Annotated in this window: 13 protein-coding genes; 11 read left to right on the plus strand and 2 right to left on the minus strand. The window is 44.4% G+C overall.

The genetic code is table 11. The features are described 5' to 3' along the window. Positions 1 to 19: 19 nt before the first annotated feature. Complete coding sequence (locus AC27IJ_RS16340) at positions 20 to 1,198, minus strand: ribose-phosphate pyrophosphokinase (RefSeq protein WP_312443585.1); 1,179 nt, start codon at positions 1,196 to 1,198, stop codon at positions 20 to 22. Between the two features lie 201 nt (positions 1,199 to 1,399). Here AC27IJ_RS16340 and AC27IJ_RS16345 point away from each other — a divergent pair, with 201 nt between their 5' ends. The 9 genes from AC27IJ_RS16345 (at position 1,400) to AC27IJ_RS16385 (ending at position 10,936) form a co-directional block, all read left to right on the plus strand. Then, positions 1,400 to 2,773, plus strand: coding sequence for a DUF512 domain-containing protein (locus AC27IJ_RS16345; protein ID WP_312443584.1), 1,374 nt, complete (start codon positions 1,400 to 1,402; stop codon positions 2,771 to 2,773). Positions 2,774 to 2,912: 139 nt separating this feature from the next. Then, entirely contained in the window at positions 2,913 to 4,241 is a 1,329-nt protein-coding gene (der, locus tag AC27IJ_RS16350) for a ribosome biogenesis GTPase Der (RefSeq protein WP_312443583.1), read from the plus strand. Position 4,242: 1 nt separating this feature from the next. Further along, complete coding sequence (gene plsY / locus AC27IJ_RS16355; protein WP_312443582.1) at positions 4,243 to 4,884, plus strand: glycerol-3-phosphate 1-O-acyltransferase PlsY; 642 nt, start codon at positions 4,243 to 4,245, stop codon at positions 4,882 to 4,884. A gap of 15 nt (positions 4,885 to 4,899) precedes the next feature. Continuing rightward, positions 4,900 to 5,910, plus strand: a complete 1,011-nt coding sequence (locus tag AC27IJ_RS16360) for an NAD(P)H-dependent glycerol-3-phosphate dehydrogenase (protein ID WP_312501542.1) — start codon at positions 4,900 to 4,902, stop codon at positions 5,908 to 5,910. A 249-nt stretch (positions 5,911 to 6,159) separates the two neighbouring features. Beyond that, positions 6,160 to 7,383, plus strand: a complete 1,224-nt coding sequence (locus tag AC27IJ_RS16365) for an ABC transporter substrate-binding protein (protein WP_312443580.1) — start codon at positions 6,160 to 6,162, stop codon at positions 7,381 to 7,383. Between the two features lie 100 nt (positions 7,384 to 7,483). Then, on the plus strand, positions 7,484 to 8,365 hold the full coding sequence (locus AC27IJ_RS16370) for a branched-chain amino acid ABC transporter permease (RefSeq protein ID WP_312443650.1): 882 nt from the start codon (positions 7,484 to 7,486) through the stop codon (positions 8,363 to 8,365). A 9-nt stretch (positions 8,366 to 8,374) separates the two neighbouring features. Next, complete coding sequence (locus AC27IJ_RS16375; protein ID WP_312443579.1) at positions 8,375 to 9,451, plus strand: branched-chain amino acid ABC transporter permease; 1,077 nt, start codon at positions 8,375 to 8,377, stop codon at positions 9,449 to 9,451. A gap of 2 nt (positions 9,452 to 9,453) precedes the next feature. Next, positions 9,454 to 10,212: an ABC transporter ATP-binding protein gene (locus tag AC27IJ_RS16380; protein ID WP_312443578.1), complete on the plus strand. Its 759-nt coding sequence runs from the start codon at positions 9,454 to 9,456 to the stop codon at positions 10,210 to 10,212. Between the two features lie 13 nt (positions 10,213 to 10,225). Further along, positions 10,226 to 10,936 carry an ABC transporter ATP-binding protein gene (locus AC27IJ_RS16385; RefSeq protein ID WP_312443577.1) on the plus strand — a complete coding sequence of 237 codons (711 nt, stop codon included), beginning with the start codon at positions 10,226 to 10,228 and terminating at the stop codon, positions 10,934 to 10,936. Positions 10,937 to 11,032: 96 nt separating this feature from the next. Here the strand turns inward: AC27IJ_RS16385 and AC27IJ_RS16390 are convergent, their stop codons facing one another. Further along, a complete protein-coding gene (locus tag AC27IJ_RS16390; RefSeq protein WP_487149770.1) occupies positions 11,033 to 12,784 on the minus strand; it encodes a cache domain-containing sensor histidine kinase in 1,752 nt (583 codons plus the stop codon). A gap of 88 nt (positions 12,785 to 12,872) precedes the next feature. Here AC27IJ_RS16390 and AC27IJ_RS16395 point away from each other — a divergent pair, with 88 nt between their 5' ends. Both AC27IJ_RS16395 and AC27IJ_RS16400 read left to right on the plus strand, forming a co-directional pair. Continuing rightward, positions 12,873 to 14,420, plus strand: coding sequence for a response regulator transcription factor (locus tag AC27IJ_RS16395; RefSeq protein WP_487149772.1), 1,548 nt, complete (start codon positions 12,873 to 12,875; stop codon positions 14,418 to 14,420). 223 nt (positions 14,421 to 14,643) lie between these two features. After that, a complete protein-coding gene (locus AC27IJ_RS16400; RefSeq protein WP_312443573.1) occupies positions 14,644 to 16,137 on the plus strand; it encodes an ABC transporter substrate-binding protein in 1,494 nt (497 codons plus the stop codon). The last annotated feature ends 13 nt before the right edge of the window (positions 16,138 to 16,150 follow it).

Genomic DNA, 16,150 nt, shown 5'->3' on the forward strand with positions numbered 1-16,150 from the left:
TACGAAAGCGGGGCGTTTCTTATGCCAGATATTTTTTTAACAAATTCTGTATCTTGTCAGTAGATGAAAGGGCGGTACTTATGGGTACATCATGATTTAAGGAATTCACAATTGCCGCAATGTATTTACTGATGTCTGCTTCCACATACCATTCTCTTTCCAGCAATTCCTTTGGACGGTAATTTAAATTTGTTGTTACAACACAGTCTATGTAGCCACGGCTGTAATACTCGTCAAATTTAGCCAATCCATTGGTGAATAAGCCAAAGGTACAGCAAACGATCACCTTATCCGCTTTCCGCTCCTTTAATTCCTTAGCCGTATCCAGCATGCTCTCCCCGGAAGAGATCATATCGTCTACGATCAGCACCGTCTTGCCCTCTACGGAGGCACCTAAGAACTCATGGTCAACGATAGGGTTCCGCCCGTCAATCACTTTGGAGTAATCCCGTCTTTTATAAAACATACCCATGTCTACACTTAAGTTGTTTGCTAAGTATACGGCACGGTCCATGGCGCCCTCATCCGGGCTGATGATCATTAAATGCTCTTTGTCAATCCTTAAATTCGGATACTTCCTTAATACGGCCTTGACAAACTGGTAGGTGGGCATAAAATTGTCAAATCCGTTTAATGGGATGGCATTTTGGACTCTGGGATCGTGGGCGTCAAAGGTAATGATGTTGTTGACTCCCATATGAACCAGTTCTTCTAAGGCCATGGCACAGTCTAAAGATTCCCTTTTGGTTCTCTTATGCTGACGGCTTTCATATAAAAACGGCATAATGACACATACCCTGTGGGCCGTTGCGCTGCAGGCGCCGATGATTCTTTTTAAATCCTGATAATGATCGTCAGGGGACATATGGTTGGTATAACCATTGACCGTATAGGTTATGCTGTTATTGGTGACGTCCGCCATCACAAATACGTCCGTACCCCGGACAGATTCCCTGATGATGCCTTTTGCTTCTCCGCTTCCAAAACGCGGGCATTCGCACTTAAGAAGATAGGAGTCAACATCATATCCGCGATAGTGAAGATCAGCTTTGCGGCGTATAAGCTCCTGGATATCATTTCTGCGGAAACCTACAATGTGGTCGTTTACTTTCCCGGCCAATTCCCGGCAGCTTTCCAGCGCTGCGATCTTCAAGGAAGCAACAGGTAGCTGGTCGTTAAATACATAATCATTTGCCATGACAAAGATTCCTCCATAATAAATCAACAGCCAGTCGTAAGACTGCCTGCTTTTAATCTTACACCCTTTTATACCATTGATTGACATAATGCGTCAATAGCCTGGGCGGTATTTCCATGAAAAAAACAAAAAAGGCTTCCTTTACAAAGAGTAACAATCTTGTTATGATATATGGGACAGCTACAGAAAGGTAAAATTAAAATGAGCAAAAGAGGACATATCATAAAAGAAGTTGATTCCGGATCCATTGCAGATCAGCTGGAACTGGAGCCAGGGGATACGGTCCTGTCCATAGATGGTCATGAACTGGAAGACATTTTTGATTATGAGTATTATATTAACAGCGAGTCCATTCTCATGACCGTGAAAAAGAAAGACGGGGAAGAATGGGAGCTGGAAATAGAAAACCAATATGAGGATCTTGGGATTACCTTTGAAAACGGACTGATGAGCGAATACAGATCCTGCCGGAATAAATGCATTTTCTGCTTTATAGACCAGATGCCACCTGGAATGAGAGAGACCCTGTACTTTAAGGATGACGATTCCAGGCTTTCCTTTTTACAGGGAAACTACGTGACGCTGACTAACATGAGCGATCATGACATTGACCGTATCATTAAGTTTAAGCTGGCACCTATCAACATTTCCGTCCATACCACCAATCCCGCCTTAAGGTGTGAGATGCTTCATAACCGGTTTGCAGGCAAAGCCCTGGATAAGATCCAAAGGCTGTATGAGGCAGAGATCCCCATGAACGGACAGATCGTGCTGTGTAAGGGCGTCAATGACGGAAAGGAGCTGGAGAGGACCATAGAGGATTTATCAAAATACCTTCCATATATGGAGAGCGTATCCGCAGTCCCTGTTGGAATGTCAAAATACCGGGATGGTCTGTATCCTTTACAGCCCTTTACGTCTGAGGATGCAAAAGAGATCGTGAAAATCATCGGACGATGGCAGAAAAAGCTGTATAAAACCCATGGAAACCATTTCATTCATGCCAGTGATGAGCTTTATATCCTGGCGGGGCTGCCCTTTCCGGAAGAGAACTGTTACGACGGATATATTCAGCTGGAAAACGGCGTAGGCATGCTCCGGCTTTTGGATGAGGAGATTAAGGCCGCTCTGGAAACCATGGAGGATGACCATAAGTCTGAAGAGATCTCAATAGCAACAGGCAGACTTGCTGCCCCTTATATTGAAAGACATGCAAAACTGGTACAGGAAAAGTTTCCCGGGCGGGTCATTCACATTTATCCGATTACCAATGTCTTTTTCGGCGAGCAAATCACAGTGGCAGGCTTAATCACCGGCCAGGACTTAATCGGACAGCTTAAGGGTAAGGCACTGGGCAGACGGTTATTGCTTCCGGAATGCATGTTCCGAAGCGGAGAAGAGGTATTTCTTGATGACCTGACCCGCCAGGATGTACAAAATGCTTTACAAGTACAGGTAGATATTGTAAAATCAAGCGGTCAGGATTTTGTACAGGCGGTTCTTGAGCCGGTAGAAGAGAGTGAAGCTTCTTATGAAGGATATGAGTTAAACACCCTTGCAGGTATCCCTTTATGACCGGAAAATCGTGCAGAAAAGGGGAAGTACCCTATGGGTATCCCTTTATGACCAGTAAACGTGGGTAAGAGGAAGAAACACCCTGCGGGCATACCTTTATGCCCAAAAAGCATGGCGAAATAGAGAAAGGAAATAACATATGAGTAAACCAGTGGTTGCTATCGTAGGCCGCCCCAATGTGGGAAAGTCTACGTTGTTTAATGTTTTAGCCGGTGATACCATTTCTATTGTAAAGGACACACCAGGCGTTACCAGGGACCGTATCTATGCAGACTGTACCTGGCTGAATATGAATTTTACCCTGATTGATACTGGGGGTATTGAGCCGGACAGCAGTGACATCATACTGTCCCAGATGCGGGAGCAGGCGGAGATCGCCATTGCCACCGCAGATGTCATCGTTTTTATCGTGGATGTCCGTCAGGGATTGGTGGATGCGGATTCCAAGGTCGCAGACATTCTTCGGAAATCAAAAAAGCCTGTTGTCCTTGCAGTCAATAAGGTGGACAGCTTCCAGAAGTTTGGTAATGATGTATATGAGTTCTATAATTTAGGAATCGGTGATCCGGTTCCGGTTTCTGCAGCCTCCAGACTGGGCCTTGGAGAACTTCTTGATGAGGTGGCAAAACATTTTGGCACCTTTGATACAGAGGAAGAAGAGGATGACAGGCCGAGAATTGCGATTGTGGGAAAGCCAAACGTAGGAAAATCTTCTATTATAAATCAGCTTTTGGGAGAAAACCGGGTCATTGTTTCCAACATTGCAGGAACTACCAGGGATGCGGTGGATACGGAGATCGTCCATAATGGCACCGAATATGTGTTCATTGATACGGCAGGACTTAGACGGAAAAATAAGATCAAAGAAGAGCTGGAGCGCTACAGCATCATCCGTACCGTTACGGCAGTTGAACGTGCCGATGTGGTGGTGGTGGTCATTGACGCGGAAGAAGGCGTAACTGAGCAGGATGCAAAAATTGCAGGTATTGCTCATGAGCGTGGTAAGGGCATCATTGTTGCGGTCAACAAATGGGATGCCATTGAAAAGAATGATAAGACCATATATGAATATACAAACAAGATTAAGAACACCCTATCCTTTATGCCTTACGCAGAGTACGTATTTATTTCTGCAAAAACCGGCCAAAGGATGAATAAGCTGTTCGAGGTGATTGATATGGTTCGGGAGAACCAGACCCTTCGGGTAGCTACCGGAGTTCTAAACGAAATCATGACAGAAGCCGTGGCGCTTCAACAGCCTCCGTCTGACAAGGGCAAGCGGTTAAGGCTCTATTATATCACCCAGGTAGCTGTAAAGCCTCCGACTTTTGTAATCTTTATAAATGACAAGGAACTTACCCACTTTTCCTATACCAGATACTTAGAAAACAGGATCCGGGAAGCATTCGGTTTCAAGGGAACCTCCCTTAAGTTTATATATAGAGAAAGAAGCGGAAAGGAACAGTAGTATGGAACGAATCATCTGTCTTTTTGCAGGTTATTTATTTGGACTCTTGCAGTCCGGTTATTTTTACGGAAAGATTCATAAAATCGATATCCGCAATTACGGAAGCGGTAATTCCGGTACGACCAACGCCTTAAGGGTCATGGGGGCAAAGGCCGGAGCAGTGGTCTTTTTTGGTGATTTTTTAAAGTCATTGATTCCTTGCCTGATGATCCGGGTCTTGTTTAAGTCCCAGCCGGAGATGATTTATCTTCTGATATTATACACGGGCTTTGGCGTTATTCTAGGCCATAACTACCCGTTTTACCTTAATTTCAAAGGCGGCAAGGGCATTGCAGCCACTGCCGGACTGATCGTAGCCACTGATTTAAGAATGATGCTTTTATGCTTGGTGGCATTTATTTTGATCGTTGCCATAACAAGATATGTTTCTCTGGGCTCCCTGGTGGTTGCAACGATCCTTTTTGTATGGCTGATCCTATTTGGAAAGCTGGGAGCGTATGGTATTGATCAAAGATTGCTGCCGGAATTCTACATAGTGGCGGCACTCATAAGCGGTCAGGCGTTCTGGCGCCACCGTGCAAATATCGGACGCCTTGTCCGCGGCAGAGAGAATAAAATTTCCTTTGGATCAGGAAAAAAATAAAATGAGGTGAAGAAAATGGCTAAAATCGGAGTGGTCGGTTCGGGAAGCTGGGGAATAGCGCTTGCGGCTCTTCTATATAATAATGGTCATGAGGTGACCGTCTGGTCGGCTCTTCCCGAGGAGATTTCGGAGATGAAATCGACTCACAGACATCATACCCTTCCGGATCTGGTGCTTCCAGAGGACATGGCTTTTACGGAGGATTTAGAGGAAACCATGACAGGAAGGGATCTTCTGATAACTGCAGTTCCTTCCGTATATGTCCGTTCCACGGCACGAAAGATGAATCCATTTTGCAGATACGGCCAGGTAGTGGTCAACGTTGCAAAAGGGATCGAGGAATCCTCTCTTATGACCCTTTCCGAAATATTGGAAGAAGAACTTCCTATGGCAGATGTGGCAGTCCTTTCCGGACCCAGCCATGCGGAAGAGGTGAGCAAAAACCTTCCTACCACCTGCGTGGCAGGTGCCCGTACCAGAAAGACAGCAGAATACATTCAGGGAATCTTTATGAGTGAGGTTTTCCGGGTATACACAAGCCCTGACATCCAGGGAATCGAGCTTGGAGCCTCCCTTAAAAATGTCATCGCCCTTGCTGCCGGAATCGCAGATGGATTGGGCTATGGAGATAACACAAAAGCGGCTTTGATCACTAGGGGCATTGCTGAGATATCCAGGCTTGGAACGGAAATGGGAGGTAAATTCCAGACCTTTTGCGGCTTGTCCGGAATCGGGGATCTGATCGTGACTTGTGCCAGTATGCACAGCCGGAACCGGAGAGCCGGAATCTTAATCGGCCAGGGACGGACCATGGAGGAAGCTACAAAAGAAGTGAAGATGGTGGTGGAAGGCATTTATTCTGCCAAAGCCGCTCTGGCCCTGTCGGAAAAACACGATGTTTCCATGCCGATTGTGGAGCAGGTAAATGCAGTTTTATTCGATAACAAACCAGCCTCAGAGGCTGTCAAAGAGCTGATGCTCAGGGATAAGACCATTGAAAGCTCTGATCTTCCCTGGGACAAATGATGTTTCATCATTTAAGCACAGACAGGAAAAAGGAAACATGTCGATTTTTTCATAATTAAATTAAAATCAGTTGACTTTTTTTAAAAGCCATTTTATTATAAAGACTATGTATAGTCAACGGGGTTCGATCTGCCCTTGGCTCATCGAACAGGTGATTTGCTGGATTCCGGCTGTATATTTCTGCCTTTATCACGTAAATCATGTCACAAGAACTGTATATATAAAACGTTCTATGAGGAGGAATGGATTATGAAAAAATCTATGAAGAAGTTACTGAGTTTTACTATGGCAGTTGCTTTGGCAGCATCTTTAACTGCCTGTGGAAGCGGCAAAACTACAGAAACTACCGCTGCCGGGGAAACAAAAGCGGCATCAGGAGAATCCACGGAAGCAGCAAAGGCTTCTGGAGAAGGATCCTTTAAAATCGGCGGTATCGGTCCGATTACCGGAAGTACAGCGATTTATGGACAGGCTGTTATGCGCGGTGCGGAACTTGCCATTAACGAAATCAACGCAAATGGCGGAATTAACGGCGCTCAGATTGAGTACAACTTCCAGGATGATGAAAACGATACGGAAAAAGCAGTAAATGCGTACAATACCTTAAAGGACTGGGGTATGCAGATGTTAGTCGGTACCGTCACCTCCGCTCCCTGTATCGCAGTAGGCGCGGAATCCAGTAACGACAATATATTCCAGCTCACTCCTTCCGGCTCTGCTGTAGACTGTGCAAAGTTTGACAACCAGTTCCGTGTATGCTTCTCCGATCCTAACCAGGGAGCAGCTTCCGCACAGTACATTGGTGAGAACAAGCTGGCTACTAAGGTTGCCATCATTTATGACAGCTCCGATGTTTATTCATCCGGTATCCATGATAAATTCCTTTCTGAAGCAGCGAACCAGGGAATTGAAATTGTGTCTGATGAGGCTTTTACCGCAGACAACAATACCAACTTCTCCGTACAGCTTCAGAAGGCACAGGATTCAGGCGCTGAACTTGTATTCCTTCCGATTTACTATTCCCAGGCTTCCCTGATCCTTGCACAGGCAAAGCAGATGGGATATGAGACGCAGTTCTTTGGCTGCGACGGACTTGACGGACTTTTAACCGTAGAAAATTTCGATACTTCCTTAGCTGAAAATGTAATGCTTCTGACACCATTTGCCGCTGATGCAACGGATGAACTGACTCAGAAATTTGTTACCACTTTCAAAGAGAAATACGGTGAGACACCGAACCAGTTTGCTGCTGATGGTTATGATGCGGTTTACGCCATCAAGGCTGCTGCTGAAAAGTCCGGACTTACAACAGATATGGACGCTTCCGCAATCTGTGATGCTTTAAAGACATCTATGACAGAAATATCCGTAAACGGCTTAACAGGCGAGAACATGAAGTGGTCCAAGGACGGAGAACCGGATAAGGCTCCAAAAGCAGTTAAGATTGTAAACGGTGTTTACACAGCAATGTAATTACTGAATTTCATTCATTTGGTAAATGACCCAATAGAGGGTCGTCCAGAGGACGACCCTCTTCTTTTAAAATAAACAACGAATGAGGTGCGATGGTATGATGAGTTTCATATCCTATTTTATTAATGGCCTAAGCCTGGGCAGTGTTTATGCGATCATTGCCTTGGGATATACCATGGTATATGGCATTGCCAAGATGCTTAACTTTGCTCATGGCGATGTAATTATGATTGGAGGATACGTGGTGTTCACAGTCGTCAGCACAATGGGCTTAGGCCCGGTCGCCGGCATACTCCTTGCAGTGATCCTATGCACGGTACTTGGCGTTGTCATTGAGGGCGTCGCTTACCGTCCTCTCCGTATGGCAAGTCCTCTTGCGGTTCTGATCACGGCAATCGGTGTGAGCTACTTACTCCAAAACATCGCACTGCTCGTTTTTGGTTCTAATCCGAAATCTTTTACTTCTGTCGTAACAGTTCCGGCGCTTAAGCTTTCACAGGGAAAGCTGACCATTTCCGGTGAGACCATTGTCACGATCATCAGCTGTATCGTCATTATGATCGGTCTGACTATGTTTATCAGGAAGACAAGAGCAGGACAGGCCATGCTTGCCGTATCGGAAGATAAGGGAGCCGCCCAGCTCATGGGAATTAATGTGGATGGAACCATTGCCCTTACTTTTGCCATTGGCTCTGCTCTGGCTGCTGTGGCCGGTGCGCTTCTTTGTTCCGCCTATCCGACTCTTACCCCTTATACCGGCTCCATGCCAGGCATTAAGGCATTCGTAGCTGCCGTATTTGGCGGGATCGGATCCATTCCGGGAGCATTTATCGGCGGACTTTTACTGGGCGTGATTGAAAACTTAAGTAAGGCTTATATTTCTTCCCAGCTTTCCGATGCCATCGTATTTGGAGTCCTTATTGTCGTTCTTCTTGTAAAGCCTACAGGAATCCTTGGCAAGAAGATTAACGAGAAAGTATAGGTGGACGATATGGAAAAAAGTAAGAAGATGAATTTCCGTTTGAATAAGACTTTAAGAAGCAACATGATAACCTTTGGGTTAGTGATCGCTGCATATATTATTGTACAGCTTCTTGTAAATGCGGGCCATGTAAGCAGCCTGATGAAGGGCCTTTTAGTGCCTCTTTGCATTTATACGATTATGGCAATATCCTTAAACTTAACCGTAGGAATCCTTGGAGAACTAAGTCTGGGACATGCAGGCTTCATGTGTGTGGGAGCTTTTTCCAGTTCCCTGTTTTCCATTACCATGCTGGAAGCCATTCCAAATCAGGGAATCCGTTTCTTTTTCGCCATTTTAATCGGCGCTTTTTTTGCGGCACTGGCCGGCATTGTGGTTGGGATTCCGGTATTAAGGCTTCGGGGAGATTATTTAGCCATTGTGACCCTGGCATTTGGAGAAATTATTAAAAACGTGATAAACGTGATTTACATTGGAAAGGATGCGCAAGGGTTTCATTTTTCCGTGAAAAATGCTGCGGCTCTCCATATGGCAAAAGAGGGAAAGGTGATCTTAAACGGCGCCCAGGGAATTACAGGAACGCCAAAAAACTCGACCTTCACCATTGGTGTAATCCTTATTTTGATCACTCTGGTTATCGTTTTGAATTTAATTCATTCCAGATCCGGACGGGCCATCATGTCTGTACGTGACAACCGCATTGCGGCGGAATCCATTGGCATCAACATAACAAAGTACAAATTAATGGCCTTTACCATTTCCGCCTCCCTGGCAGGCGTGGCCGGTGTACTGTATTCCCATAACCTCTCTGCCCTTACTGCGACACAGAAGAATTTTGGCTATAACCAGTCCATCATGATTCTTGTATTTGTGGTTCTCGGCGGAATCGGAAATATCCGGGGTTCCATGATCTCTGCAGTTATCCTAACTTTGCTTCCGGAGCTTTTGAGAGGTTTAAATAACTACCGGATGCTGATTTACGCCATCATCCTGATCGTCATGATGATTTTTAACTGGAGTCCTAAATTAATCGATTTCAGGAAACGGTATTTTCATAAGAACAGGGCAGAGAAGGAGAGGGCATAACCATGGCTTTACTGGAAATCAAGAATCTTGGAATTTCCTTTGGCGGACTGCGCGCCGTAGATAATTTCAGCATCACCATTGAAAAAGGACAGCTTTATGGTCTTATCGGCCCAAATGGAGCAGGTAAAACCACGATCTTTAACCTTTTAACCGGTGTATATAAACCCAATACAGGTACTATTTTATTGGACGGGGAGAACATGACAGGGAAAAAAACAGTGGATATCAACAGGGCCGGAATCGCAAGGACCTTTCAGAATATCCGCCTGTTTAAGGAATTAACTGTTCTTGATAATGTTAAGACCGGCCTTCACAACAGTTATTCCTATTCAACGGTCGCAGGAATTCTCCGTCTGCCAAAGTATTTTAAGGTAGAAAAAGAGATGGATGAACGGGCCATAGAGCTTTTAAAAGTATTTGGCCTTGATGAAGAAAAGGACATCCTTGCTTCCAACCTTCCATACGGAAAGCAGAGGAAGCTGGAGATTGCCCGTGCCCTTGCCACAGGTCCTAAGCTTTTGCTCTTAGATGAACCGGCAGCCGGTATGAATCCCAATGAAACCACAGAGCTTATGGACACCATACGCTTTGTACGGGATAATTTTGATATGACCATCCTGTTAATTGAACACGACATGAAGCTTGTTTCCGGCATCTGTGAAAAGCTGACCGTGCTGAATTTCGGCCAGGTTCTTACACAGGGTAAAACAGCGGAGGTGCTCAATGATCCGGAGGTCATCAAGGCATATCTGGGAGAATAAGGAGGCTTAATGCATGGCACTACTTGAAGTAAAAGATCTGGAAGTATATTATGGCGTCATCAAGGCGCTTAAGAGTATTTCCTTTGAAGTAAACGAGGGTGAGATCGTGGCCCTGATAGGCGCCAACGGCGCCGGAAAAACCACGACCCTTCATACCATAACCGGCCTTTTAAAAGCGGCTTCCGGCACAATCCAGTTTGACGGCCACGATATTACAAGAATACGGGGCGATAAAATTGTGAGCATGGGTATGGCTCATGTACCGGAAGGACGGCGGGTTTTTGCTGCTTTAAGCGTTTATGAAAATTTAAAGCTGGGCGCTTATACAAGACGGGATAAAAATGAGATAGAAGAAACCCTGCAGATGATCTACAAACGCTTCCCAAGACTTCTGGAGAGAAAGAACCAGCCTGCGGGAACCTTAAGCGGCGGAGAGCAGCAGATGTTAGCCATGGGGCGGGCACTGATGAGCCATCCAAAGGTAATCGTACTTGACGAGCCATCCATGGGACTTTCTCCGATTTATGTGAATGAGATTTTCGATATCATTCAGGAGGTCAACAAGTCAGGAACTACGGTTCTGCTTGTGGAGCAGAACGCAAAGAAAGCTTTGTCCATTGCGAACCGCGCCTATGTTCTGGAAACAGGGGCTATTGTTTTAAGCGGTGATGCCCACGAACTGATGAATAATGATTCGGTAAAGAAGGCATATTTAAGCGAATGAGCATACGGATTTTTTCGTATCAGGTGTAAGAATCCCCATAATCTCACGTATGTTTTATACATGAGATTATGGGGATTTTCCTTTTTTATCTTTTTCCTATTCATGATCCGGCATGGCGCAGTGTTTGTTATACGGAAAGAGGATTGTAACGACCGTCCCTTCATTGGGCTCGCTCACATAAATCAATCCGTATTCCTTACCATACTGCATTTGGATTCTTTCCTTGATGTTTTTAATGCCGATCTGATTAAATTTGTCGCTTCTGACCTTAGAGGAATTGATTTCTTCCAGGACCGAGTCTTCCATGCCAACTCCATTATCTGTGATTTTTACACATAGTTTGTCACCTTCCTGATAACTTTCAATCCGGATTCTATAATTCCTTTCCATATCATCAAAGCCATGTATGATGGAATTTTCAATTAGCGGCTGGATGCAAAAAGGGATGATGATGCACTCCAGTGTCTCCTCAGCAATCTGGTACTCAACCTCAAAATAGTTTCCATAACGGTATTTCTGTATTCCGATATAGCGTCGAATGCTTTCGATTTCATCCTTTAACAGGGCGGACGTTGTGTCCTGCTTTAGATTGTATTTTAGTAAGTTGGTAAGGTCGCTGGTCATTTCAGCCACATTCGTGATATTCTGCATGGTAGCCAGCCAGCGTATGGAATCCAGGGTGTTATATAAAAAATGAGGATTGATCTGGGACTGGAGGATTTTGAATTCAAGTGAAGATTTGCGTTTCTGCTCCTGGAGCTCATTGATGAAGTAACTGTTCAGCTTGTCCAGCATCATATTAAAAGTGATGCCCAGATTTCCTACCTCATCTTTGGAATCCAATTGAACGCGGAGCGAAAAATCACCGCCTTTTATCTTATTGCAGGCATCGCTGAGAATCTTGATAGGGCGGGTGATCTTCCCAGTCAGCCAAAGGCCGTAAACAAGGCTGGTAATACAGGAAATGATGATGATGATCACAGCATAATAGGTTATTTTTTTCGTATTACTGATTAAGTGCTGGGTTTGGATGATGCGTATAATACTCCAGTCTGCGATCTTGATCGGATTGGATACAATGGTACTGTCCAGATGAAAGACCTTTCCCTCCAGACTATAGCTGGTGGAGGTGTCCAGGAGTTGGGGGTACTGTTTGAGAACCGGCTCGTAGGAAGTATAATAGGGAAAGTTAAATAAAATTTCACCGTCGGAATTGATAACCAATGTCTTTTCATCAGAGAGGATGGTGCTGAGCATAAACATCTCTTGTATGTAATTGTAGTTTAAATCCATGATTAAGAGTCCAATGAATTGCTGATCCCGGTTCATGAGCGGTCTGATAAAGGAGATGACCTTTTTGTCGGTAAGATCCCTGGCAGTATTCTGAAAATGCGTGCTGATCCATTGGCCTTCTGTACTGATAACCTGTTTTTTTTCCATGTAATTCCGATAATGTTCTGATAGCAGATCTGTTTCTGTTCCGGATTCCGTACTTAAAACGGTAGCATCTGGCTTCATCAGATAAATATGGGAGATAAAAGGCTGCATCTCCAGGATGTTATTTAAGTTTTCATTTATTTTGACAGCTGATTGTGGGTTCTGGCCGGACAGGTAATTCTGAATTTCTTCATTTTCATACAGGTAGGTGGAAGTAGCCTGGATCAGATTGATGATTAAGTCAAATTGAGAACGGATCTTGTTGCTGGCAAGTAAGTTGTTCTGTATCTCGTTCTTTTTCAGTTCTTTGTAAAAAGTATAATTTACAAAGGTCAGAGATAAAACTAGGAAAAATGTAGAAAGAACAAATACACCGATAAAAATTTTTGTTGAAATTTTCTTGATATGCATCACATACCTCCGGATTGTATGGTATACTAAACATTAAATCAACTTATTGTACCATGTTTATTTGTCTTTAGGGAAGCGGGAAAAGAATATGAAGCGGGTATTAATTGTGGATGATGAATTTTTGGTCCGGATGGGGCTTAAGATGACCCTGGACTGGAAGTCTTACGGGTACGAGATCGCGGCAGAGGCCAGCAGTGCGGAAGAAGCTCTGGAGATTATGGAGCATGAACCAATTGACATTCTGATGACGGATATCAAGATGCAGGGGATGAACGGACTGGACTTAATTGAAAAGGTGAAAAGAAAATATTCGGATATCCAGTCTGTTATTTTCACGAATCATGATGATTTTAATTTTGCAAGACGTGCCATGGAGATGGGGGCGGAAAAGTATATTTTAAAGTCAGAAATATCACCGGACAGCCTGTTGTCATCTCTGGTTAATTTATCTGGCGAGTCAGAAGCATCATACCGCAAAGGACATTCGGTCAAAAAGATGGAAGAAAAATACTTGGACGAGCAGTTGCTTAAACTGAATCTCTCCGGTGTACAGGAGACTGTTTCTGATTATCCATATTCAGACCACATGTTTTGTGAAACGTCTTATGTAATTATCATTGGTCACTGCAGTATCAATTCCCTTCCAGACGGATCAATCAGTATGCTGATTGAAACTGTAATGAATCTCGTTTCGAAATTTTTCTGCCAAAGCATTTCCCGGTACATCATTTTAAAGGATCTTCTCTGTTTTGGTGTAATATACCATGATGAAAGGGATGAGTATCCAAAAAAACTGATGGAGGACAAGGGTACATCTATAATTAAGAATACGGTGCAGTATTTTAATGCGGACATCAATCTGGGAATCAGCAGAGCCGGTACAAAGGAATATTTTCCCCAGATGTTTCAGGAAGCAGAGACTGCACGGCTGAAGGGCTTTTTTCATAACGGCAGTGTATGGACGTACGATGAGCAATTAAAGCCTACCCGGGGAGAGTATATCCGGATCAGTGCCCGGAAGATCAAGGAACTGATAGAAGAGGAGGATCAGGAACCATTAATGGAATATATGAATTCCATTTTCCGGAAACTGAAAGAGGCCGGAGATTACCGTATGGTGACTGAGGCATTTATTGATCTGCTGTCAATCTCCAAATCCCTGATCGAGAATTATGATACCGGAGATATTCCCGGACTGAATCCGGTAAAGTTTGAATATCATAATCTTTATGCTATTTCCCATATGAATCATGTTCAGATGTATGTGATTGATGTATACATGGCAATCTGGGGGTTTTTACATAACAGGAAGAGTCCATACAGCGGACTGATCAGGGAATGCATTGGTTTTATCGAGGAAAACTATTCCCAGAATATTACTCTGGACAATGCAGCGGCGGCAGTGAATATCAGCAGCAGTTACTTGTCGTTTATTTTTAAGCAGGAAACCGGAATCAATTTCAGCGTGTATTTAACAAATCACCGGATTGAGATGTCAAAAAAGCTGATTCTTAAATCGAATCTGAAAATATATGAAATTGCAGAGCAGGTGGGTTTTGGGAGCCCCTATTATTTTAGCAAAGTATTTAAAGAGATTGTGGGGATGACTTGTAAAGAATTTAAGAACCGTATATAGAATGGGAAGGGCGCCGCTTCAAGAGCAGGCGCCCTTATTTTGTGTTTTCACAACATAATTTTTTTTATATTATCGTAAGATTTTTCTAATAAAAACAGTTGCTGTTTTCATCTGGAAGATTGTTAATAATACCACGAAATAATTTGTTGATTATAGTATAATTATTCATTTCATTAAAAATAAAATTCATGTAAAATTTATATATAAAAAAAGAGGAGGTTTGATGAACGTGAAAAAAAGCAACATAAAAAGGTGGATATCCTTTGGGTTGGCAAGCATTATGACAGCAGGGACCCTGATTGGATGCAGCGGCTCCGGATCGGGTACAGCTAAGGTTTCGGCCACAACTACGGGGGCAGAAGCAGCGCAGGAAACTGCAGCACCAGGAACGGAAGCTGGGTCCCAGACAGCAGATGGGAACTTTGACTGGAAGAAGTTTGCCGGAACGACGCTGAAGGTAAATATGGTGCAGCACAGTGTGGCTGAGGCCATCGTAACCAAGATTCCTGAATTTGAGGAATTGACCGGGATCAAGGTGGAACATTCCATTACACCGGAAGCCAACTACTTTGATAAGGTATCTACGGCGCTTGCCAGCAGAACCGGGGAACCGGATTTATTCATGTCAGGTGCATATCAGTTATGGGATTATTCAGCGGCAGGATATGTATATGACTTAAACACATTTTTAAGCGATCCGGATAAGGTTGCTCCTGGGTATGATTTTGCAGATCTCTATCCCAGTGCGGTATCTGCTCTCCAATGGGACGGAGTACCCGGACATGCAGTAGGTTCCGGTGCGCAGCTGGGTCTCCCATTGGCTATTGAGATTTACAGCCTTGCATATAACAAAAGAGCCTTTAAGCAGGCGGGAATTGAAGTTCCTAAGACCTATGACGAACTGCTGGCCGCCTGCGACAAGCTTCAGGGCTGGAATGGACCGGATTCCTATGCCATGACCGTCCGCGGGGCAAGAGACTGGGGAACCATTCATCCGGGATATATGAGCACATTTGCAAATTTCGGAGCCCAGGATTTTGCAATAGAGGATGACCGCCTGGTGTCTAAAGTGAATTCGCCGGAGGCAGTGGCAATGACCGAATTCTGGGTGGACATGATCAAGAGAGGCGGCTCTCCGTCATGGTCCAGATATACGTGGTATGAATGTGGAGCCGACTTGGGAGCCGGCAAGGCTGCCATGATGTTTGAGGCGGATAATACCGGGATTCATCAGGACTGGGAAGGAGCTTCAGCTGAGGCCGGCAATCTGGCATGGACGGTGATGCCCTTGGCAAAAGAAGGTAACACTCCGAATTCAAACTTCTGGACATGGTCCATGGCCATGAATGCAGATACAAAGAATGCGGATGCCGCTTGGTATTTTATGATGTATTTCACAAGCAAGGACTTTGCCCTGTATGCAGTTACCGAGAAAAATGCTCTTGACCCGGCGCGTACTTCCGTAATCAATTCTCCGGAATTCTTAAAAAAGATGGAGAGCCACGACGGGTATATCGATACGTTTGAAAAGACTATTGGGTCAACCACGATCCGTTTTACCCCTCAGCCCTATTTCTTTGAGACGACCACTTTGTGGGCAACCACTCTGCAGGAACTGGTAGCAGGGAACTATGCCTCTGTCCAGGAAGGCATGGACAGTCTGAAAGAGAAACAGGATAAGGTAGTAGAAGATATTGTCATCTCCGACTATGAATAAGCTGAGTAAAATT

The organism is Lacrimispora sp. YZC11 (genome assembly GCF_057543815.1).